This window comes from Candidatus Pantoea deserta, from assembly GCF_003813865.1.
Taxonomy (GTDB): Bacteria; Pseudomonadota; Gammaproteobacteria; order Enterobacterales; family Enterobacteriaceae; genus Pantoea; species Pantoea deserta.
Window position 1 is genome coordinate 93469 of the sequence record NZ_RMVG01000017.1, and the last position, 21867, is coordinate 115335.

General features: G+C 57.8%; 21 protein-coding genes and 2 tRNA genes. 14 read left to right on the forward strand and 9 right to left on the reverse strand.

Annotation, left to right across the window (positions count from 1 at the left end):
- Both BBB56_RS18605 and BBB56_RS18610 read left to right on the forward strand, forming a co-directional pair.
- A tRNA-Cys gene (locus BBB56_RS18605) sits at positions 1 to 74 on the forward strand.
- Between the two features lie 11 nt (positions 75 to 85).
- Positions 86 to 172: transfer RNA gene (locus tag BBB56_RS18610), tRNA-Leu, on the forward strand.
- A gap of 122 nt (positions 173 to 294) precedes the next feature.
- Here BBB56_RS18610 and BBB56_RS18615 read toward each other — a convergent pair.
- Positions 295 to 474 carry a hypothetical protein gene (locus BBB56_RS18615; protein ID WP_123802425.1) on the reverse strand — a complete coding sequence of 60 codons (180 nt, stop codon included), beginning with the start codon at positions 472 to 474 and terminating at the stop codon, positions 295 to 297.
- 221 nt (positions 475 to 695) lie between these two features.
- Between BBB56_RS18615 and BBB56_RS18620 the strand changes: the two genes are divergently transcribed.
- On the forward strand, positions 696 to 899 hold the full coding sequence (locus BBB56_RS18620) for a DUF6404 family protein (RefSeq protein WP_123802426.1): 204 nt from the start codon (positions 696 to 698) through the stop codon (positions 897 to 899).
- A 48-nt stretch (positions 900 to 947) separates the two neighbouring features.
- Here the strand turns inward: BBB56_RS18620 and BBB56_RS18625 are convergent, their stop codons facing one another.
- From BBB56_RS18625 to BBB56_RS18640, 4 genes are all read right to left on the reverse strand, one after another.
- On the reverse strand, positions 948 to 2453 hold the full coding sequence (locus BBB56_RS18625) for a SulP family inorganic anion transporter (protein WP_123802427.1): 1506 nt from the start codon (positions 2451 to 2453) through the stop codon (positions 948 to 950).
- Between the two features lie 143 nt (positions 2454 to 2596).
- Entirely contained in the window at positions 2597 to 2857 is a 261-nt protein-coding gene (locus BBB56_RS18630) for a biofilm/acid-resistance regulator YmgB/AriR (protein ID WP_123802428.1), read from the reverse strand.
- A gap of 385 nt (positions 2858 to 3242) precedes the next feature.
- Positions 3243 to 3650 carry a DUF2000 domain-containing protein gene (locus BBB56_RS18635; protein WP_123802429.1) on the reverse strand — a complete coding sequence of 136 codons (408 nt, stop codon included), beginning with the start codon at positions 3648 to 3650 and terminating at the stop codon, positions 3243 to 3245.
- Between the two features lie 40 nt (positions 3651 to 3690).
- The gene (locus BBB56_RS18640) at positions 3691 to 4533 is read right to left on the reverse strand and encodes an AraC family transcriptional regulator (RefSeq protein ID WP_123802430.1); all 843 of its coding nucleotides are present in this window, start codon (positions 4531 to 4533) and stop codon (positions 3691 to 3693) included.
- Positions 4534 to 4695: 162 nt separating this feature from the next.
- On the opposite strand from BBB56_RS18640, the gene BBB56_RS18645 reads away from it, so the two are divergent.
- From BBB56_RS18645 to BBB56_RS23670, 7 genes are all read left to right on the forward strand, one after another.
- Entirely contained in the window at positions 4696 to 5127 is a 432-nt protein-coding gene (locus BBB56_RS18645; protein WP_123802431.1) for a MarR family winged helix-turn-helix transcriptional regulator, read from the forward strand.
- Between the two features lie 2 nt (positions 5128 to 5129).
- The gene (locus tag BBB56_RS18650; protein ID WP_123802432.1) at positions 5130 to 6815 is read left to right on the forward strand and encodes an MFS transporter; all 1686 of its coding nucleotides are present in this window, start codon (positions 5130 to 5132) and stop codon (positions 6813 to 6815) included.
- Positions 6812 to 7906, forward strand: a complete 1095-nt coding sequence (locus BBB56_RS18655) for an HlyD family secretion protein (RefSeq protein WP_123802433.1) — start codon at positions 6812 to 6814, stop codon at positions 7904 to 7906. The genes BBB56_RS18650 and BBB56_RS18655 overlap by 4 nt, the downstream gene beginning before the upstream one ends.
- Positions 7906 to 9279, forward strand: a complete 1374-nt coding sequence (locus BBB56_RS18660) for an efflux transporter outer membrane subunit (RefSeq protein ID WP_123802434.1) — start codon at positions 7906 to 7908, stop codon at positions 9277 to 9279. The genes BBB56_RS18655 and BBB56_RS18660 overlap by 1 nt, the downstream gene beginning before the upstream one ends.
- Before the next feature lie 201 nt (positions 9280 to 9480).
- Positions 9481 to 11715, forward strand: a complete 2235-nt coding sequence (locus BBB56_RS18665; protein WP_123802435.1) for a TonB-dependent receptor — start codon at positions 9481 to 9483, stop codon at positions 11713 to 11715.
- A gap of 129 nt (positions 11716 to 11844) precedes the next feature.
- Positions 11845 to 11988, forward strand: coding sequence for a hypothetical protein (locus BBB56_RS23665; RefSeq protein WP_199756262.1), 144 nt, complete (start codon positions 11845 to 11847; stop codon positions 11986 to 11988).
- A 42-nt stretch (positions 11989 to 12030) separates the two neighbouring features.
- Complete coding sequence (locus tag BBB56_RS23670; RefSeq protein WP_199756263.1) at positions 12031 to 12204, forward strand: hypothetical protein; 174 nt, start codon at positions 12031 to 12033, stop codon at positions 12202 to 12204.
- On the opposite strand, the gene BBB56_RS18670 is transcribed toward BBB56_RS23670, so the two are convergent.
- A complete protein-coding gene (locus BBB56_RS18670; RefSeq protein WP_123802436.1) occupies positions 12192 to 13349 on the reverse strand; it encodes a beta-glucosidase in 1158 nt (385 codons plus the stop codon). The two genes, BBB56_RS23670 and BBB56_RS18670, sit on opposite strands and share 13 nt — an antisense overlap.
- Before the next feature lie 143 nt (positions 13350 to 13492).
- Here BBB56_RS18670 and BBB56_RS18675 point away from each other — a divergent pair, with 143 nt between their 5' ends.
- The gene (locus BBB56_RS18675) at positions 13493 to 14953 is read left to right on the forward strand and encodes a phospholipase D family protein (RefSeq protein ID WP_123802437.1); all 1461 of its coding nucleotides are present in this window, start codon (positions 13493 to 13495) and stop codon (positions 14951 to 14953) included.
- Positions 14954 to 15086: 133 nt separating this feature from the next.
- Here BBB56_RS18675 and mdoC read toward each other — a convergent pair whose 3' ends face one another.
- Positions 15087 to 16235 (reverse strand): glucans biosynthesis protein MdoC, encoded by a 1149-nt coding sequence (mdoC, locus tag BBB56_RS18680; RefSeq protein WP_123802438.1) that lies wholly within the window; start codon positions 16233 to 16235, stop codon positions 15087 to 15089.
- Positions 16236 to 16504: 269 nt separating this feature from the next.
- Between mdoC and BBB56_RS18685 the strand changes: the two genes are divergently transcribed.
- The 3 genes from BBB56_RS18685 (at position 16505) to BBB56_RS18695 (ending at position 20965) form a co-directional block, all read left to right on the forward strand.
- Complete coding sequence (locus BBB56_RS18685; RefSeq protein ID WP_199756265.1) at positions 16505 to 18043, forward strand: glucan biosynthesis protein G; 1539 nt, start codon at positions 16505 to 16507, stop codon at positions 18041 to 18043.
- Positions 18036 to 20591, forward strand: coding sequence for a glucans biosynthesis glucosyltransferase MdoH (mdoH, locus tag BBB56_RS18690; RefSeq protein ID WP_123802439.1), 2556 nt, complete (start codon positions 18036 to 18038; stop codon positions 20589 to 20591). Before BBB56_RS18685 ends, mdoH begins: the two co-directional genes overlap by 8 nt.
- A 155-nt stretch (positions 20592 to 20746) precedes the next feature.
- The gene (locus BBB56_RS18695) at positions 20747 to 20965 is read left to right on the forward strand and encodes a YceK/YidQ family lipoprotein (protein ID WP_199756264.1); all 219 of its coding nucleotides are present in this window, start codon (positions 20747 to 20749) and stop codon (positions 20963 to 20965) included.
- On the opposite strand, the gene BBB56_RS18700 is transcribed toward BBB56_RS18695, so the two are convergent.
- Entirely contained in the window at positions 20966 to 21364 is a 399-nt protein-coding gene (locus BBB56_RS18700) for a MysB family protein (RefSeq protein ID WP_123802441.1), read from the reverse strand.
- Between the two features lie 112 nt (positions 21365 to 21476).
- A complete protein-coding gene (locus tag BBB56_RS18705) occupies positions 21477 to 21743 on the reverse strand; it encodes a hypothetical protein (RefSeq protein WP_123802442.1) in 267 nt (88 codons plus the stop codon).
- Positions 21744 to 21867: the final 124 nt, after the last annotated feature.

Sequence of the window (21867 nt, forward strand, 5' to 3'; positions counted from 1 at the left end):
GGCGCGTTGGCAGAGTGGCCATGCAGCGGATTGCAAATCCGTCCACCTCGGTTCGACTCCGGGACGCGCCTCCACTTTACACCCTGCCCGGGTGGTGAAATCGGTAGACACAAGGGATTTAAAATCCCTCGGCTGTATGGCTGTGCGGGTTCAAGTCCCGCCCCGGGCACCATCTCTACCGGTTGAAATTTCGAATTAAAACAAAGCAGTAGTAAGCAATGTCGTGACCGCCTTCAGGGCGGTTTTTTTGTTTTTGCCGCGCAGAAAAAACCCGGCGAACGCCGGGCTTTAGCATTATGACTGCGGCTGTCCTACCGGACCTGAACCCAGCGTGCCGCCCGGCGATGCCTGACCGCTTGGCGCATGAGGACGACCATCCGATTTAATCGCATCGCTGCGATGCATACAGCCCGCCAGCGCCAGCACCGCCAGCGTAATGCAGATCCCTTTCTTCACATTATTCATCGTTGCCACCTCATTCTCCGGTATTGAAAAACAAAAGCATAAAAATGCAATGAAATTAAAGCGTAGCAGGCTGTCGTCAGGGCACCAGTCTGAAAAAGCGTTAATTCAGCGGAGCAGAAGTTTGACCCGCCTCTCATCTCACTAAGCGGGGTGTGCAAAGCCCCGCCGTATAGGGTATTTTCACGCCTCTGTCACGCGGCACGGGCCGCGCCGTTTAAGAAGGACACAACATGCAGGGCGTCATAAAATTCATTAAAGGCTGGCTGCTGTTTTCCCTGCTGTGGGGTTTGTTTATGTGGTTCTGCTTCTGGCAAAAAGAGGGGATGGAAACGGGAATGGTGGTAGTGAAAAGCCTGTACGCCGGCCTGATTTATCAGGCGATGACCACGCTGGTGGCGCGCTACAAGGCCCGTCGTCAGGTTAAACCCCTCTGACAGCGATGCGGCTGGCGCCGCATCCTTGCCTTTGCTTATTACCGTCTCTTACTCCAGCTTGCCGCTCAGGCGGCGATGAAAAGCGTTACTGCGCGTATCCAGCCCGATAAGCGTGACCTGCGCGCCATGTCGCTGGTAGCGATATTCAATGCCATCCAGCGCGGCCACCGAGGAGGCGTCCCAGATCTGCGCGTGGGTCAAATCAATAGTGACCTGCTGCGGATCGCGGCCATAGTCGAAATGCTCAAACAGATCGTTGCTGCTGGCAAAAAACAGCGGACCACGCACGGTATAGCGCACCGACTGACCGTCAGCGCTCAGTTCGCGCTCAGCGTGGATCACATGCGCGATACGGCGGGCAAACAGCATCATCGCGGCGATAACGCCCGCCAGCACGCCGAGCGCCAGGTTGCCGGTCCAGACCGTGACTACGATGGTCAGCGCCATCACCAGGGTTTCCGACCAGGGCATGCGTTTCAGCGTAGCAGGGTGCAGGCTGTGCCAGTTCACTGTCTTCACGGCGACGACCATCATAATGCCCGCCAGAACCACCATCGGGATTTTCGCCATTACCGCGCTTAAACCGGTCACCAGCAGCAGCAGCACCAGGCCGGCAACCAGGGTTGAGACGCGCGTACGGGCTTTGCCCAGCTCAACGTTAACAATGGTCTGGCCAATCATCGCGCAACCGGCGATCCCGCCGTAAAACGCGGCCAGAATGTTGGCAATGCCCAGCCCCCAGGATTCGCGGCGTTTGCTGGAGAGGGTATCGGTCAAATCGTCAACCAGCTTAGCGGTCAGCAGCGACTCCATCAGGCCAACAAAGGCAATGCTGAGCGCCGTCGGCCAGACGATATGCAGCGTGGTCAGGTCAAGCGGCACCTGCAAGGCGTTGAGGCCAGGCAAACCGGCGCTCATCGGGCCTTCATCTCCTACATCCGGCACGCGCCAGCCCAGCAGCCAGGCCGCGGCGGTAACGGCGACAATGGCGATCAGCGGCGCAGGGATGCTTTTCAGCACGCGTGGCAGCAGTAGTACGATTGCCAGCGTAACGGCAAACAGCAGCCACACCAGCGAAGATTGCCCCCAGACGTGCGGCACCTGGGCAAAGAAGATCAGCACGCCCAGCGCATTGACGAAGCCCAGCATGACCGAACGCGGAATATAGCGCATCATGCGCGCCAGCCCGGCGACGCCAAACAGGATCTGGATTACGCCGCCCAGCACCACGGCGGGCAGAATGTAGGCGACGCCGTGCGCGTGCACCATGGGGCCGATCACCAGCGCCACCGAACCAGCTGCGGCCGTGACCATGGCCGGACGGCCGCCCAGCACCGACAGCGTCAGGCAGAGCACAACGGACGCGATTAAACTGACTTTGGGATCGACGCCGGCGATAACGGAAAAGGAGATAACCTCTGGGATCAGCGCCAGCGCGGTAATGATACCGGCAAGACACTCGCGAGTAAGCAGGGCAGGGGAACGCAAAACCCGACCGACGCTCAGATCGCTGTCGACGGCATGGGGCGCGGCAGCGTCATTGGGATGACTCATAACTGTGCAGGCTCTTTTAATAATGTGTTCTCGCAGTGGAGATGGAGAACGAAGAAGAAATTAAGCAGCAGAGAGTAATGGGTGACGAGAAAATTTGCCAGCTATCACGGAAAAGCCGTCTGACTCCCTCCCTGGAGTCGGCGTTATACGGAAAAATCGTCAGGCGTTTTATGCACCACCAGTTCAAGCAGCTGGCGGTAGATATTGAGCGTTACCACGTCTGACTCCAGCTCCAGCCGGTGAATGAGCTTAGAAATAATCGCCTTGTTGGTCACAGGCATGCCCGCCTGCAAGATCTCAGCAACAAGTAATCCCAGCACTTCCATCTCGCTGGCCGCTTTATTAGCCGCTGTGTTGAAATAGTCAGCAATCGCAGTATCAGTTTGCGGAATGGCGTCTTGCATGTGTTAGCCCTTAAAAACAGCCCGAACTTCCAGGTCGGATATCAGGACAAATTACGATGAAAATCCCCTTACATGGACAGATGCAAAGGGTCCCAGATTATCAGACAGGTAAAAAAAGGACCTCTGAAGGTGGAAATCCACTGACACCTTCAGAGGCGACGCAACCGCATCATTCGTTACGGAATCGTTATCCGATTCATGGGAGGTAAAGTTATACAAAGAAGGTGTACAGGCACAAGTAAGATATTAAGCAATTTGTGCTATATGTTTATTATCAACTACATATATTTAAATCCGGATGAAGAAAACCTGTACAGGTTGCTTGTACAACGAGGCGTCTACCAGATTGTCCAGCAAAAAAACATTGCCTCTTGCCTGTAAATTATCAACTAAACAGCGTTAACTTTGAGGTGAGTTTTCGGACAGATTGTTTCTCTCCTACCAGGCCCAGCCCAAGCAATCGCCATTCTGTCGCGGGCAGGTCGCGCATTGCCGCGCTGAACGCCGCATAGTCCGTCGTGGTTTGTCCCTGCTCAGGGAACAGCACCAGATCGCAGGACGTTTCCGCGCAGCGCAGGCGCAGGGCGTCCATCTCCGCGTGGCTGGCGGCCAGCACGGGAATGCCAGACGGGATCAGGCCGGGAAAGTAACAGGCGTTGGCGTCCTGTAACGCGTCGCCGACCAGCGCGGCATGGCGCTGGCCCAGTGTAAGAGCGATAACGGCGGCGGCATTGGCCGCTTTTCCCGGCGCGAGATCGCGTTGAAGAATCATGACGCAGCGAAGGTCTTGCATAGCACTTCTCCTGTTTGAAAAGCGCATTGTGACAAGGCGATTAATTAGCGTCTGGAAGATTTGTGCAGGCCTGCTGATAGCGTGCCGGGGTCAGATGGCAGGCGCGTTTAAACCAGCGGCCCAGATGACTTTGATCGGCAAAGCCCAGGCTGGCGGCCACGTCCGCCGCCGCGCTGCCCGCCGCCAGCTGGCGACGCGCCTGCGCCAGACGCCACTGCACCAGCCAGGCGTGAGGGGGAAGTCCCCACTGCGCCTGAAACAGGCGCGACAGGCGGAAGCGATCGACGTTCAGCGCATCGGCCATGGCCTGAAGGCCTGGATTCAGCGCATGGTGGGCAATCAGCCAGTCGCGCGCCTGCTGCGCCAGCCGCCGATCGCGCTGCGCTGAGGGCGTTTCGCTGCGCCATAGCGGATGCTGGCTCAGCTGTAAAAAGAGACGATCCAGCATCGCCTCTTTAATCAGTTCCGGGTGGTTATGCCACAGCGCGTCAAAACAGTGCCAGACGGCGCTGGCAAGCTGCTTATCGTCGCGCAGCGTGGCGGCGAAGTGCAGTTCGCTTCCGCTCCCGGCGGTCAGCGGCGTCAGTTGCTGTATGACCTGCTGCGGAGAGAGATAGAGCATGCGGTAGGTAAAGCCCTGCGCATCAATGGCATCGCCGTCATGCAGCTCTTCCGGCTCCAGCATAAATACTGTGCCGGGGCGGCTGTGGTGCTGTTTGCGGCGCGAATGAAACTGCTGCACGCCTTGTTCTGTCACGCCGATCAGATAGCTGTCGTGCCAGTGCGGATCGTAGGCATGGCCGGTAAAATGGGCGCGGATGGCCTCAATGCCGCGCGGCGCGTCACGGCGCAAATCTATCCAGTCAGGGTTAGAATCGGACATCGCGATCTCCGCGTTAACTATTTGCTGGTATCACTATGACGTTAAAAAGCCAGTAACGGGCGCGCCATTGTTTAACGGCATGTGCTATTTTCATTAGCAATTCGCTCCGCGTATAATAACGCATTCTTTTAGTTAGATGTCTAACCATTAGGTCGCTACACTTTGACTCTCCACTATAAAACTTTTACCCATTTGCTTTATCAGACCGCACACGCCTGGCGACTCGCAGTGGATCGCCATCTTAAACACAGTGGCTTGAGCATGAGCAGCTGGATGGCGATCGGCCTGATTGCCAGCGAAACGCGTCCGCTGACCCAGACCGAACTGGCGCAGATGCTGGGCCTGGAAGACGCCAGCATGGTGCCCCTTATCGACCGGCTGGTGAAGCAGGGTCTGCTGTCGCGCGTTCAGCCGCCGGAGGATCGCCGCAAGCGGCTGCTGATATTAACCGAGAAGGGCAATCAGGCCTTTTCAATGGTGAAAACCGAAGCCGACGCGCTGCGTACCGATTTGCTGAAAGAAATCGATCCTGACGCGCTGGCGACCACGGAAAAAGTGCTGCAACAACTGCTGGCGCGTATGGGAAACATGTAAAAGTGGCCAGACGCAATCCCTACGCGCAGCGCGAATGGCTACCGCATGAAAAGCCGATGCTGCCGGGATCGCCTTCGACCCCGCTTCACTCGCCGCCGAAGCGCATTGCTTTTGGCCTGATCGGTCTGCTGATCTCCCTGACCGGCGCGCTCAGCAACGCGCTGGTGACGGCAAACCTGACCAACCTTCAGGGCACCTTTGGCGCCTACTCAAACGAAATCGCCTGGCTGCCGGCGGTTTACGTGATGGGCAATATCTCTATTAACCTGCTGCTGGTTAAATTTCGTCAGCAGTTTGGTCTGCGCGTATTCACCGAAGCCTTTCTGGTGCTCTATGTGCTGGTGGCTTTTTTTCACCTGTTCGCCAACGATCTCAGCTCGGCGATTATCGTACGCGCCGCGCACGGCATGGCCGGCGCGGCGCTCAGCTCGCTGGGAATTTACTATCAGGTTCAGGCCTGGCCCGCGAAGCACCGGCTTAAAGCGCTGGTGATTGGTCTGACCGCCTCTCAGTTCGCCATCCCTCTGGCGCGGCTGTTTTCTACCGAACTGTTGCAGCTGGAAGAGTGGCGCGGACTTTATCTGTTTGAGCTTGGCCTGGCGATGATCGCGCTGGGCTGCGTGCTGCTGGTGAAACTGCCGCCGGGCGACCGCATCAAGGCCTTCGAAAAACTCGATTTTGTTACCTTTATGCTGCTGGCGCCCGGCATGGCGCTGCTTTGCGGCGTTCTGTCGCTGGGGCGCATTGAGTGGTGGTTTTCGACGCCCTGGCTCGGCATCTGTCTGGCGATTGCGCTGGTGCTGATCGTCGCGGCGATTGTGATTGAGCACAACCGGAAAAATCCGCTGATCAATACGCGCTGGCTGAGCAGCGGCATGATGGTGCGTCTTGGCATTGTTATGATCATGATGCGTATCGTGCTGGCCGAGCAAAATACCGGCGCGGTAGGTTTTTTGCAGCAGCTGGGCCTGCTAAACGATCAGATGCGCGGCCTGTCGCTGGCGATTATCGGGGGTATGACGCTGGGCATTGCCGCCAGCGCGCTGACCATTAAGCCGACTCAGCTTAACTGGCCGATCGTCACGTCGCTGGCGGTAATGATTGTCGCCTCGCTGATGGATGCGCAATCCAGCCCGCTCACGCGCGCCAACAACATGTACTTCAGCCAGTTTCTGCTCGGCTTCAGCAGCACCTTTTTTATGACGCCTGCGATGCTGATCGGCATCGGCAGCGTCGTCACCCAGCCGAAAAATCTGGTGAGTTTTGTCGTGCTGTTTGGCATGAGTCAGAATCTAGGCGGTCTGATCGGCTCCGCCATCCTCGGTACTTTTCAGGTGTGGCGTGAAAAATATCACTCAAGCCTGCTGGGCGATCGGCTGTCGCTGCTCGACCCCAATGTCACGGAGCGCCTGAGTCAGTACAGCGCGCTGTTTAACAGCCTGCTGGGCGATACCGTTCTGCGAGGCGCGCAGGGCACCACGCAGTTGCAGACCGTGGCGACGCTACAGGCCAACGTTCTGGCCTACAACGATACCTATTTTCTGACGGCGGCGCTGGCGCTCATTACCCTGATGTGGGCGCTGTGGCGTCTTTCCCGTCGGCGATACCTTAACTGGCGACAGGCGCGTTTTAATCTGATGGAGCAGCAGCTGGCGACCAGCTCACAAGAATCTACGGAGTCACGATGAGTCAACAGGATGAACTTCAGGCGGCGGAGCGCGAACGCGCCAACCGCCGACGTATTCTCTCTATTGCGGCGGGCAGCGGCATCGCTATTCTTGGCGTGCTGGTGATTTTGTACGCCTGGCAGCTCTGGCCTTTTACCAGCGCCGTCCAGAGCACCGAGAACGCCTATATACGCGGCCAGGTAACCTTTATCAGCCCGCAGGTGAACGGCTATCTCACCTCGGTAGAGGTGGTGGATTTGCAGCCCGTGCGCAAAGGGCAGCTGCTGATGACCATCGACGACCGCATCTATCGCCAGCGCGTGCATCAGGCGCAGGCGCAGCTGGCGATGAAGCAGGCGGCGCTCAATAACAATATCCAGCAGCGCCGCAGCGCGGAAGCCACCATCCTCAGCAACAAAGCGGCGCTGGAAAACGCAAAAGCGCAGGCGCTGAAAAGCGGTCTCGATCTGAAACGGGTTGAGAACCTGGCCGCCGACGGCTCGCTTTCGGTCCGCGAGCGCGATGCGGCGCGTGCTGCCAGCGCGCAGACACAGGCGGCAGTGCGCCAGGCTGAGGCGCAGCTGGCGGTGGCGCAGCAGAATCTGCAAACCGTTATCGTTAACCGCGCCTCGCTGGAAGGGGATGTCGCCAGCGCTCAGGCCGCGCTGGAGCTGGCGGACATCGATCTGGCGAATACGCGCATTACCGCGCCGGATGCCGGTCAGCTGGGACAGCTTGCCGTGCGTAAAGGCGCCTATGTGACGGCGGGAACGCGCCTGACCTCGGTGGTGCCGGACCAAAAATGGGTTATCGCCAACATGAAAGAGACGCAGCTGGCGGCGATTCGCCCTGGTTTGCCGGTCACTTTCCGCGTCGATGCGCTCAACGGCAAACGCTTTAACGGTCACGTTGAATTTATCTCTCCGGCCGCCGGTTCGGAATTCAGCGCCATTTCCCCCGATAACGCCACCGGCAACTTCGTCAAAATCGCCCAGCGTATTCCGGTCCGCATCGCGATCGAGGCGGAGGATATGCGCGAGCTGCGACCGGGCATGTCAGTGGAAGTCAGCATTGATACCGCCGCGCCGCCGTGCAGCAAGGCGGTGGAGTAATGCGACGGCTGTTACTCGCCAGCCTGACGGCGCTGACGCTGGCAGGCTGCGCCACGGAAGTGGAAAAAGCCCCGTCGTCGCTGCCGATCCCGCCGCAGTGGCGTAATCAGGTTGGGCCGGCCGCCGCGCCGGAAGCCGGGTGGTGGCGCGCGTTTGGCGACGAAAACCTTAACCGGCTGGTCGAGCAGGCGCTGCGCAATAATCTGGATATTCTCACCGCCCGCTCCCGCGTCGAGCAGTATCGCGCCCAGCTGCGCGCGGCGCAGGGCGATAACTTCCCGACGTTAAGCGCAGGCGCTGGCGTCACCCACCAGCGCACGTTGTCTTCCGTTACCGGCCAGCCTTATGAGAATGCCGTTTATCAGGGGCTGCTCCAGGCCAGCTACGATGTCGATGTCTGGGGCGCGCGCAGCAGCACTATTGCGGCCAGCGAAGCGTCCCTTGAGGCTCAGCGCGCGGCGGCCTCAGCGGCAGAGCTGACCGTGGCCAGTTCCGTAGCGTCAGGCTACCTGAGCCTGGTGGCGCTGGACGAACAGCTACGCGTCACCGAGCGGACGCTGGAAACGCGCGGCAATTCGCTGCAACTGGCGCAGCGTCAGTTTGAGACCGGCTATAGCTCGCGGCTTGAATGGATGCAGGCGGCGTCGGAATTTCAGACGGCGAAGGCGCAGGTGCCGCAGCTCAGGCATCAAATCGCTCAGCAGGAGAATGCTCTCAGCATTCTGGTGGGAATGAATCCGCGCGAGATTGCGCGTCGCCCTCAGTTTAACCAGATTATGCCGCAGCAGATGCCTCAGGTGCTGCCGTCGCAGCTGCTTAACCGGCGGCCCGATATTGTACAGGCGCAGCGCCTGCTGCTGGCGGCGGATGCGACGCTGGCCTCGTCACAGGCGCGGCTGCTGCCTTCGCTCAACCTTACGGCGAGCGGCACGCTGGAGAGCATGGAGCTGCATCAGCTGATCGATAATCCGTTCCGGCTCTGGAGCATCGGCGGCAGCGTCCTGGCGCCGCTGTTGAACCGCGAAGCGCTGACGGCGCAGGTAGATGTGTCGATGGCGTCGCGCAATCAGGCGCTCTATAGCTATGAGAAAGTGGTGCGCAACGCCTTTTCCGAAGTGAACGACGCGGTGGATGCTATCCAGCAGGGGCAGTTGCAGCTGGCGGAGCTGGAAAAACAGGAAGAGTACGTTTCTGAAGCGCTGCGCATTGCGCGCAATCGCTACCAGAACGGTTACGCCTCTTACCTTGACGAACTGGACGCGCAGCGCACGCTCTTCAACACCCAGCTCAGTCTGGTGTCGGTAAAAAACGATCTGCTGCTGGCGCAGATTGCGCTTTATCGCGCGCTGGGCGGCGGCTGGCAGGCGCGCTGAACAGGGCTGCCGCGGCAGTGAAAACTGCCGCGTATTTTGCTGAGTTTCTGGATACCGCTTTACTGAACCGCTCTGCTTTCCGCTGACTGCACGGATTTGGTTAGCGACTGACAAGATTTATCTTGCATTACTTTCCGCGCGCCGCATAATCGCAAACCGAAATAATAATGATTATCAGAAACCTTTACATAGGGATCGACTATGCGCCGTTCGCTTTCTTCTCCAGGATATAAACCGACGCTGCTGGCATTGCTGGTCAGCGCCGGTTGTTTGCCAGTGATGGCGGCTACCAACACCACTCAGTCAGCGACTTCTTCAGCCGCCAGTGACCCCGCCGCGGCTGCCCGACAGGGAGAGCAAACGTTAACCGTCACCGCCGCGCCGCAAAGCGATTTCAGACCTGGCGGCAATCAGCTGGTGCCCGCCTGGCTCGATGGCCAGGTGGCGCACGGCGGCCGTCTTGGCATGCTGGGCGAGCAAAACGCCATGGACGTGCCGTTCAACGTGATTGGCTTTACCTCGAAACTGATTCAGGACCAGCAGGCGAAAACCATCGCTGACGTAGTGAAAAATGATGCGGGCGTACAGACCCTGCAAGGCTACGGCAACTTCGCTGAAACCTATCGCATTCGCGGGTTCGCTCTGGATGGCGACGATATGACCTTTGGCGGCCTGCCAGGCATTGTTCCGCGTCAGGTAATGGACGCCTCGCTGATCGATCGCGTGGAGATCTTTAAAGGCGCGAATGGTCTGCTTAACGGCGCGGCCAGCAGCGGCGTCGGCGGCATGATCAACCTGGAGCCGAAGCACGCAGAGGATTCACCGCTGACGCGCGTCGGCATCGACTACACCTCGGCGCAGCAGGTGGGCACCACCACCGACATCAGTCGTCGTTTTGGCGATAACAACCAGTTCGGCGTGCGGCTGAATGCGGTGCATCGCGAAGGGGAAACCGGCGTTGACGGCGAGCAGAAACGTACCACCGCTGCGTCGCTCGGCCTCGATTATCGCGGCGAACGGCTGCGTACTTCGCTTGATGTTGGCTACCAGAAAAAGACTTTTCACAACGGCGACAATGGCGTAAACATCAGCGGCGTGGATTTTATCCCCAGGCTGCCGTCTAACAGCCATAACTACAGCCAGCAGTGGGTGTACAGCGATATCGAATCGGAATTTGGTCTGGCGCGTGCCGAGTACGATGTCACCGACAGCTGGATGCTGTACGGCGCGGCAGGCGCGCAGCACTCTCACGAGCTGGGCGACTACGCGTCGCCGAAGCTAACCGACGCAGACGGGGATGCGCAGATTGGCCGTCTCGATACTAACCGCATTATCAATAACTTCAGCGGTATGGCGGGGATTCGCGGCCAGTTCGATACCGGCGTTGTCAGCCATAAGGTGAACCTTGGCTACTCCGCCTACACCTCGCGCAACAACACGGCCTGGCGTATGGCTTATGGTTCGAACACCGAGTCGACCAATATCTATAACACCGAAAAAGTGCCGAATCCGACCAATAACCTGACCGGCGGTAATTACAGCGATCCGTTAACCACCGGCCGCACCCGAACTCAGGGCTATCTGCTGAGCGATACGCTAGGCATTCTGAATGACAGCGTGCAGCTAACGGTAGGCGCGCGCCATCAAAAAGTCGTGGTGCGCAACTACAGCAACGCAACCGGCGCCGAGGATACCGCGAGCCGCTACACCAACAGCCGCTGGATGCCGACTTACGGCATCGTCTATAAGCCAGTCGAGTCAGTGGCGCTCTACGCCAATCATACGGAATCCTTGCAGCCGGGCGAGGTCGCGCCAAATAACGCCACCAACTACGGCACCACGACCGGCATCGCCCATGCGAAACAGAACGAAGTGGGCGTAAAGGTCGATTTTCAGCGCGTTGGCGGGTCGCTGGCGCTGTTTGAAATTAAAAAGCCGTCCGGCATTCTCAACGATGACGGCAGCTATGGCCTGGATGGCGAGCAGCGCAACCGCGGCGTTGAGCTGAACGTCTTTGGCGAGCCGGTGCTGGGCGTGCGGATTAACGGCAGCGCCGCCTGGCTCGATCCGGAGATGACCAAAACGGAAAACGGCACCTATAACGGCAAAGACGCAATCGGCGTGCCGCGGTATAACCTGGCGCTGGGCGCAGAGTATGACATCAAACCGGTTGAGGGGCTGACGGCCACGGCGCAGGTAAAACATACCGGATCGCAGTGGGCGGATTCCGCAAACAGCAAAAAGATTGACAGCTATACCACGCTGGATCTCGGCATGCGCTACCGCATGAATGTCAATGAAAACGATCTGGTATGGCGCGCAGGTATTGATAACGTGACCAATGAGAAATACTGGTCTTCCGTTGACGGTACCGGTACCTATCTGTTCCGGGGCGATGGACGCACCCTGAAAGTCGGCGTCAGCTACGACTTTTAATCTGTTGCCGGGGCGCGCCTGACGCCCCGTTTTTACGGATAAATAAATCGCTGGCGGCTTAGCGGGTTTCCATTACACTGGTCAGCAGCCGTAAGCCTGCGGCGATCCACCGCTTTCTGTTGAGAATCTATGCTTCCACCGTCGCCGCACGATCCGCAAGATGAGCCGATTCGCCAGTCACTGGACGATGCGCACTTTGCCATCGTGGTGCTTGCGGTGACCTCTGTTACCCTTATAATCTTCGTCCTGATGGTCACGCTCTGGATGAGCTGATAACAAAAGCGCAGGCAGCATGGACGTTCTGAAGGAGGAAGTATGGAATCGCGAGATGACAAACTGATCGCTATTATTGGTCTGTTGTCGGCCTGTCTAATCGGCGTGGTGTTCCTCTTTACGATGACCTGGCTTACCGATGTTCGTCATCCAGCCGAAACCTCTCTCGACGTGCAAGGCTGTACGCTGAAAAAAAAACCGGTTCACTCTCCCTGAAATCTTGTCTGAAACTTAATCTGCTGACTGCGCAGCACCAGCGCTAGCCCCTCATGCAGCGTGCGGTTGCCGTTGGGATCGCCCAGCCCGAACAGCGGTCCCGGCGAGCGTCGATCGTCGGCCCAGGCGGGATATTCCACCACCGGATAGAGGGAAATGCCCTCAATGCCGATGCCCTGATCCAGCGCCAGCATCACTTCTTCACTGACGTGTTGCAGCCAGGGCGCGCGCGCGTCGCCTTCCGCGCCCGTTTCCGCCAGCAGCAGCGGGCGCTGATAGCGCTGCCAGCATTGCGCCAGCAGGCGATGCAGCGGCTGACGCAGCGGATGGGCCTGCGGCATAGGTTCACCGGGGAAAAACCAGTGATTATCGGGATAGTAGTTCAGCCCCAGAATATCCAGACAGGCTTCGCTGCCGCCCAGTTCGCTGTCGATACGGCCTGCCAGCATATCCCAGGCTTCAAACTGCGCCTGATGCTGGGCGTCAGCGTAGGGTTTGCTGTCGGGGTTGCCGGGATCGCTGGCGATCTGCACCAGCGGATCGGTGAGCACAAAGCGCGCCTCAGGATAGACATCGCGGATGGCATGGATCGCCGCCAGCGATGCGCGCACCAGCTGGCGTTTCAGCTCTTTGCCCCGGTTGGCCACGTGCGGATTAAACCAGGCGACGTCGGCCCCGGCCCATGCCCAGAATGAAATCTGGTTAACGGGCGTAAAGAAAGGCTGGCTAATGCCTTCGTCGCGCATCACCTGCGCCATCGCGCGCGCGAAGCGGGCGAAATGTTCGATAAACGACGTTTTCCAGATATTCAGATGATCGGGATAGCCGAAGTGCGCCAGCTCCCAGATAATTTGCATCTGGTGCTGCTTCGCCGCCCTGATCATGGGCAGAAAACTGCTCCAGTCATAGTGGCCGGGGACTTTTTCAATCAGATACCAGCGCGCGCCGTCGCGCGCCGTATGCAGGCGCTGCGCCGCCAGGGCGGCGTAATCTTTCTCCAGCAGCATATCGTGACCGCTGCTGATCACCATATCCAGTCGCTTGCCTGCGGTACGGCAGGCGGTAGAGCAGGGGAAGCTGCCCTGAAAAAAACTGCTAAATACGTGAGGACGGTGGCGCTGAAGCAGGGGTGAATCTGACGTCATGGATCGCCTCTCTGTCTGGCCGCGATAATCTGGCTAAGTCTAGCTGAAAAACGACGCTGTCGAGCCGCTCTCAGACTGCGCGTATAGCCATATTCGACGAAGCGTTAAATAATAAGAACGTATCGATTATCCAGGGAATCCCAATGACCGAAGCGTTAAACCTGCCGCGTGACGCCACTGGCGTCAGCTGGCTTGAGGAGATTGTCGGACCGCGCAGCGCGCGACACCCCGGCCTGAGCGGCATTCATCCGCTGGCGGACGGTCTGGATGCCTTCGCCGCGCGCTACCTGCTGATGGAGAAAGCGGAGCGTACGCTGGATGTCCAGTACTATATCTGGCAGAACGATATGTCAGGACGCCTGCTGTTCAGCGCGCTGCTGGAGGCGGCAGGGCGCGGCGTAAAGGTGCGGCTGCTGCTGGACGATAACAATACGCCGGGCCTGGACGATACGCTGGCCCGGCTGGATCGCCACCCCAATATCACCGTTAAGCTGTTTAATCCGTTTTCCTTCCGCACGCTTCGCGCGCTGGGATACCTTACCGATTTCGCCCGCCTAAACCGGCGTATGCACAATAAAAGCTTTACCGTCGATGGCGTGGCGACCATCGTCGGCGGCCGCAATGTCGGTGATGAATACTTTGCGACCGGCAGCGAGCCGCTGTTCGCCGATCTGGACGTGCTGGCGATTGGTCCTGTCGTCGAAGAAGTTTGCGCGGACTTTGAACGCTACTGGCACAGCAAACCGGTGGCTCCCCTGAAAAGCGTGCTGGACGAGAACGAGCGTCAGGATGGCTCGGTGGCGCTGCCGCCGGAATGGCGCGACAGCGACGCGGTGCGGCGCTATATGGCGCGTCTGGAGAGTTCGCACTTCGTCAGCCAGCTGGAGCAGGGGACGCTGCGCATGACCTGGGCGCATACGCGCCTGTTAAGCGACGATCCGCGTAAAGGGCTGGGACGCGCGAAGCGCAAAACCCTGCTGCCGCAGCGTATGCTGGACGTCATCGGCGCGCCGCAGCGGCAGTTTGATATTATTTCCGCCTATTTTGTGCCGACGCGCGCCGGTGTCGCGCAGCTGCTGGCGCTAAAACGGCGCGGGGTGAAAATCGCCATTCTGACCAACTCTCTGGCGGCCAACGACGTTTCGGTGGTGCATGCCGGTTATGCTAAATGGCGCAAGAAGCTGCTGCGGCGCGGCATTGAACTCTATGAGCTTAAGCCGCAGTCCGGCGTGCCTGACGCTCCTCACGATCGCGGCCTGACCGGCAACTCCGGCTCCAGCCTGCACGCCAAAACCTTTACCGTGGATGAAGAGACGCTGTTTATCGGCTCCTTTAATTTCGATCCGCGCTCAGCGGTGCTGAATACCGAAATGGGGCTGGTGATCGAGAGCGAAGCGCTGGCGCAGCAGACGCATCAGCGTTTCAGCGCCGCGATGCGCGATCGCGCCTGGACGCTGCGGCTGGATAAGTGGGGGCGCGTTAACTGGGTTGAGTATGCGGGCGAAGCCGGAGAGATCGTGCATAAACATGAGCCGCGCTGCACCTGGGTACAGCGCCTGCTGGTGCGGCTGGTGTGGCGACTGCCGATTGAATGGCTGCTGTAGATGCCGCAGGCGCAAAGACCCAGGAGCGAGCGGGCCAGGCGCCCGCCCGGCCCGCTGGTTGCGCGCCTTTGCCGGCGCGCGCAAGGCGTCGGACAGCGGATCCCCTTACGCGGCTCGCTATCGCCTCCGCCTGTCAGGCTTTGACATCGCCGGCCGGCTGTTTCCGCTGTGGTTTGCCGGAGAACAGAAAGCGCAGCAGCGGAATGCGCAGGTGGATCTCATACAGCAGGAACGACAGGCCAAACACCAGCGCCAGCCCGGTAATAAAGCCCAGGGTGTTGTTGCCAATCAGCGGCGTAATAAAAATGCCGTACAGCAAAGTCAGCGGATGGTGCACCAGATAAATAAACAGCGACGCGTTTACCAGATACATGATGCGCGGCGAATGCGAGTTGAGCATGCGGTGGCCAAAGCTAAAGCAGACATTGAGCATACATAGCCCCATCAGCGTCGTAATTAGCGCATCAAGCTCATACAGCCAGCCGTCGCCGCTGCTGTAGCGCTGGTTCAGGCTATAGGCGATAAACACCAGAATCGCGCCGAAGCACATCACCGGATTAAAGCGGACAAACAGCTGCTTCAGGGCCGGGTGCTTCCACGCCAGCGCGCCCAGCATAAAGAAGGGTAAAAACAGCAGCGTCTGCATCACCATAATACTGAACAGGCCATCCATCAGCAGCGCGGGGAAGAAGGTGAAGACCGCGCGACGAAACAGATCCCACAGCAGCGCGTAGCCCATGACCGCCAGGGTGACGCTGCCCCAGCCCACGCGGCGGTAATCAATATGACGATGCTGGCGACGCAGCCAGTTAAAGGTCAACATGCCGAGCGTGGTCAGAATCACCAGCACCACCAGAAACCACAGGTGAGAAATCAGCTCCCACATCAGGTTATTAAACTTGCCGTAAAGGGTCAGGCTATCCCAGTCGGCCATCTTATCGGAGAGCGCGCGCAGCATAAAAAACTGCGGCAGCGTAATCAGCGGAATGGCGGTAAGCAGAGGAATGCCGACGCGCTCCAGACGGACTTTCAACCAGCGTCTGGACTCATAGCGCAGATAGAGCATGTAGGAAAAATAACCTGAGATAACAAAAAAGACCTGCATGCGGAAAGCGTGGATAAAATCATTCAGCACGGTTAGCCAGAGTGAGGCTTCCTGGCTGTTCACGGCCCATTTCTGGCTGGAATAGATGAGGGAAACGTGGAACGGCACCCCCAGCAACATCAAATATGCCCGAATTGAATCGAGAAAATATTCACGTTCAGGTTTCGCTTTGCTCATAAAGTCCCGTTTTGTTAGTCCGTTGCGGCCAGTTTCGCCCTGAAACCGGATGATACCTGAGTAAAATTCTACCCGCTGTAAACCGCGTACGCCATCAGTTGATTCTGGAACGTTTAATTGTCCTAAAAGCGGGGTTCACCCTGACGAAACCCTGGAACATTCTTTGGGATACGCTGTCGGAAAACCGAATAATCCTTTAAGATAAATGGGTTTGTACTTAGCACACGAAAGGGGGGGATGTGCTGATTAAAGTAGAAAATAAAGGCGGACTGATGAAAATGCGCTGGGTTGGCGCAGCAGTTCTGCTGGCGTTGTACGCCAACAATAGCTGGGCGTTTAACCTTAATGATGTTGCGAAAGAAGCGAAAACGCTGGCAGGGAAAAGTTTTGAAGCGCCTAAGAGCAATTTACCCTCTCAGTTTCGTGAAATGAAATTTGCTGACTATCAGCAGATCCAGTTTAACCACGATAAAGCGTACTGGGGCAAACTGCGTACGCCGTTCAAACTTGAGTTTTACCATCAGGGCATGTATTTCGACACGCCGGTAAAAATCAACGAGGTGGCGGCCAATGCGGTGCATGAAATCAAATACAGTCCTGACTATTTCAACTTCGGCAACGTCAAACACGACGCCGATGCGGTGAAAAATTTAGGCTTTGCCGGTTTCAAGGTGCTGTATCCGCTGAACTCACGCGATAAAAAAGACGATGAGATCACCAGCTTCCTGGGCGCGAGCTATTTCCGCGTTATTGGGGCCGACCAGGTGTATGGGCTTTCCGCGCGTGGCCTGGCGATCGATACGGCGCTGCCGTCCGGCGAAGAGTTTCCTCGTTTTAAAGAGTTCTGGATCCAGCGTCCCAAGCCGCAGGATAAGCAGCTGGTGATTTATGCGCTGCTTGACTCGCCGCGCGCAACCGGCGCCTATCGCTTTACCGTACACCCAGGCAAAGAGACCACGGTTGACGTCCAGTCCAAAGTCTACCTGCGTGACAAAGTGGGCAAACTCGGCGTTGCGCCGCTGACCAGTATGTTCCTGTTCGGCGCCAACCAGCCTTCTACCGTGACCAACTTCCGTCCAGAGCTGCACGACTCTGACGGACTGTCGATTCACAGCGGTAACGGCGAGTGGATCTGGCGTCCGCTGAACAATCCGCGTCATCTGGCGGTGAGCACCTACACCATCGAAAGTCCGAAAGGTTTCGGCTTGTTGCAGCGCGGCCGCGATTTCAGCCACTACCAGGATCTCGACGACCGTTACGATATGCGTCCGAGCGGCTGGGTTGAACCGCAGGGCGACTGGGGCAAGGGCCGGATTGAACTGGTTGAAATCCCGACGGCGGACGAAACCAATGACAACATCGTCGCCTTCTGGACGCCGGAGAACCTGCCGGACCCAGGTAAAGAGATGAACTTCAACTACCGTCTGCACTTTACGCGCGACGAAAGCCAGCTGCATTCAGACGAGACCGCCTGGGTGAAAAATACGCTGCGCTCGGCGGGCGACGTCAGGCAGTCAAACCTGGTGCGTCAGCCAGACGGTTCTGTCGCGTTTACCATCGATTTTGTCGGTAAAGCGATGAGCGAGATGCCGGACAACAGTCAGGTCGCGCCTCAGGTCAGCGTGGGCGACAACGGCGAAGTGGTTGAGCAGAGCGTGCGCTATAATCCAGTCACAAAAGGCTGGCGTCTGGTGCTGCGTCTGCGAGTCAAAGATAACAAACAGCCTACTGAAATGCGCGCCGCGCTGGTTAGCGGCGATAAGACATTGACGGAAACCTGGAGCTATCAGTTACCTGCCAATGAATAATCCGACATTTGTTCCTAAAAACTATGTGGAGGCCCTGCCGCTTGATGCGGCAGGAAAAATCCGCTTAAGCGCCTCGCTGCAACACGCCGAGGCGTTTCACTTCATACATGACGCGCTTGGCCAAGATGTGGCCGCCAGCGATCGTCCCGATGACGCGCCGCTTAAGTCTGTTTCGGCGCGTATTAACATGGCATGGCCGGATGCGGTGGCTGAGGGTCAACAGTTCGGCAAAGACGATCTCGACCGCACCACCTTAAAGGCGATGCCGAAGGTCAAACGCTCGCTGATGTTCCCGGAAGCCTGGCGGACCAACCCGCTGGTGCGGGCGTGGAACTCGCTGCGCGGCGAAAAGCTGACGCATCGCTATGCCAATGCGGAAGAGCAGCGTGCGGAAGAGAAGTGGCGTCATGTCGGCTCTATGCGCCGCTATGTGCTGCTGATCCTCACGGTGTTCCAGACCGTAGTGGCAACCTGGTATATGAAAACCATCCTGCCTTATCAGGGCTGGACGCTGCTCGATCCAATGGAGATGATCAACCAGAACTGGCAACAGTCGGTGATGCAGATCCTGCCCTATGTCTTGCAGACCGGTATTCTGTTCCTGTTCGCCATTCTGTTCTGCTGGGTGTCGGCGGGGTTCTGGACCGCGCTGATGGGCTTTTTGCAGCTGCTGATCGGACGCGACAAGTACAGTATTTCGTACTCGACGACGGGCGATGAGCCGCTGAACCCGGAACACCGCACGGCGCTTATCATGCCGATCTGTAACGAGGACGTGGAACGCGTCTTCGCCGGCCTGCGCGCCACCTGGGAATCCGTGGTGCGTACCGGCAACGCAGAGCATTTTGACGTCTACGTGCTGAGCGACAGCTACGACGCTGATATTGCGGTCGCAGAGCAAAAGGCATGGATGGAGCTGGTGCGCGATGTGGGCGGCGCGGGCAAGATTTTCTATCGCCGTCGTCGTCGCCGCGTGAAGCGTAAGAGCGGCAACATTGATGACTTCTGCCGTCGCTGGGGCAGCAACTACAGCTATATGGTGGTGCTGGACGCGGACAGCGTAATGAGCGGCGAGTGTCTGACCGGCCTGGTGCGCATGATGGAAGCGAACCCCAATGCCGGCATCATCCAGTCGTCGCCAAAAGCGTCAGGCATGGATACGCTCTATGCGCGCTGTCAGCAGTTCGCTACGCGCGTTTACGGTCCGCTGTTCACGGCGGGTCTGCACTTCTGGCAGCTTGGCGAGTCGCACTACTGGGGCCACAACGCCATTATCCGCGTGAAGCCCTTTATTGAGCACTGCGCGCTGGCGCCGCTGCCGGGCGAAGGCTCTTTCGCCGGTTCGATTCTGTCGCACGACTTCGTTGAAGCCGCGCTGATGCGTCGCGCAGGGTGGGGCGTGTGGATCGCCTATGATTTGCCTGGCTCCTATGAGGAGCTGCCGCCTAACCTGCTGGATGAGCTGAAGCGTGACCGCCGCTGGTGTCACGGCAACCTGATGAACTTCCGCCTGTTCCTGGTGAAAGGGATGCACCCGGTGCACCGCGCGGTGTTCCTGACCGGCGTCATGTCCTATCTCTCGGCGCCGCTGTGGTTTATGTTCCTGGCGCTCTCGACGGCCTTGCAGGTGGTGCATACGCTGATGGAGCCGACCTACTTCCTGCAACCGCGGCAGCTATTCCCGGTCTGGCCGCAGTGGCGTCCCGAACTGGCGATTGCGCTCTTCTCGACCACGCTGGTGCTGCTGTTCCTGCCGAAACTGCTCAGCGTGGTGCTGATCTGGTTCAAGGGCGCAAAACCCTACGGCGGCGCATTCCGGCTGTTTATTTCGCTGCTGCTGGAGATGCTGTTCTCTGTGCTGCTGGCGCCGGTACGTATGCTGTTCCACACCGTATTCGTGGTCAGCGCGTTTCTCGGCTGGGAAGTGGTCTGGAACTCGCCGCAGCGTGACGATGACGCCACGCCGTGGAGCGAAGCCTTCCGTCGTCACGGCTCGCAGATGCTGCTGGGCATTGTGTGGGCGGTCGGCATGGGCGTGCTGGATCTGAACTTCCTGTGGTGGCTGGCGCCGATTGTGTTCTCGCTTATCCTGTCGCCTTTTGTTTCGGTCATGTCGAGTCGGGCAACGGTGGGGCTAAAGAGTAAGCGCGCTAACCTGTTCCTGATTCCGGAGGAGTATGAGCCGCCGAAAGAGCTGGTGGATACCGACCACTATCTGCAAATCAACCGCGAGCGGGCGCTGAAGCACGGCTTTATGCATGCGCTGTTCCATCCGGCGTTCAATGCGCTGGCGACCGCGCTGGCGACATCTCGCCATAAGCAGAGCCAGCTGCTTGATTACGCACGCGATCGCCGTGTCGATCAGGCCTTGAGCGACGTGCCTGAGAAGCTGAACCGCGATCAGCGCTTGCAGCTGATCAGTGACCCGGTGGTGCTGGCGCGCGTTCATTCCCGACTGTGGGAAAACGGCGATAAGTATCATCAGTGGGTGGAAAGCTATCAGAAGCTTGCGCTTAATCCGCTGGCGTTACCGCCACAGGCTGGTTAAATTAAGATGTAAAGCAAAAAGCGGCAGCGATGCCGCTTTTTTTTATCGGCACAGATTGCGCGCTATTATTATTTTTGCTGGCGCCCTGTTGCGTCACTGACCTGACCGGTCGCGGTTTAATATGAGTACTCTGAGTGAAAAGCTTGCTGAAAATAATGATGGCTGCGCTGATTGCGCTAACGCTGAGCGGATGCGGCAGTATTATCAGTCGCGCCGTGCCCGGACAGGGGCACGGCAATCAATACTATCCAGGCGTGCAGTGGGATGTACGAGACGGGCCGTGGCGCGTCATCACCATCCTCGATCTGCCGCTGTCGCTGGTTGTTGACACTATGCTGATACCCATTGATGCCCATCATGGGCCTTATGAGTAATCAGAGCAGACGGTCAGACTCGCTGTTGTCATCTTCCCACTCTTGCGCCGCCGCTTCGCCCTCTTCGCTGTCAAGCGGTGGCTCAAGCTGAAATTCGCCTTCATCCCATTCGTGCAGGGTATTTTCGGCTAACCACTCCTGGCGCAGTTCGATCTCGTCGAAATCGCCGTCAAAAATAGCCTGTGCGGCCTCGCCGCTGCGGATCGGCAGACATTCGCCCGATTCGCCTTCTTCTTCAAAAAATTCCGCCTGCCACATTATATCGCCGTCCTGCATAACGTATTTCTGCAAACCGAACTGGCTAATGCTGGCATCCTCTTCTTCGATGTCGGGATGATCGGCGAGAAACTCTTCACGGGCAGCATCGATGGCTTCTTCTAAGGTACTGAACATGCTCATCACTCTTCTCCTTGCCTGATTAATGGGATGTCAGAGAAGGATAGACGAAATTTTTCAGAAGAAAGGATGAAAAAGAAGCGGCGGGAAAGAAAGTCTGCCCGCCGCTTCAGATTCACAGCGATTTTTGCGGGAAGTGCAGTACAGGGCGTACCGTCTCGCGCATCACCGGCGCAGAATAGCGGATGCAGCATTTGATACAAGGTTTAACCTTTTTGAAATTTATTCGCGCAATGGATAATGCCTGATTCAAATTATATAGCGTGCCGATAAATACCATGTCTTCTTTATCGGGCATACGCTTGCACTCTTTACGATGCAAATAATGATAATTATCCTGATCGGTGCTAATTGTTACGTAGTAATAGATACCTTTATTCATTTTAAGTTCCTGCTAGAGATTTGCTGTGTGTAATCTTTTTATATTTTTAGAAGCGCAGTTAATTATTTAACTGTCACATTCGAAACTACCGATATGTTTCTAATTGATCAAAGTCCATAAAGGT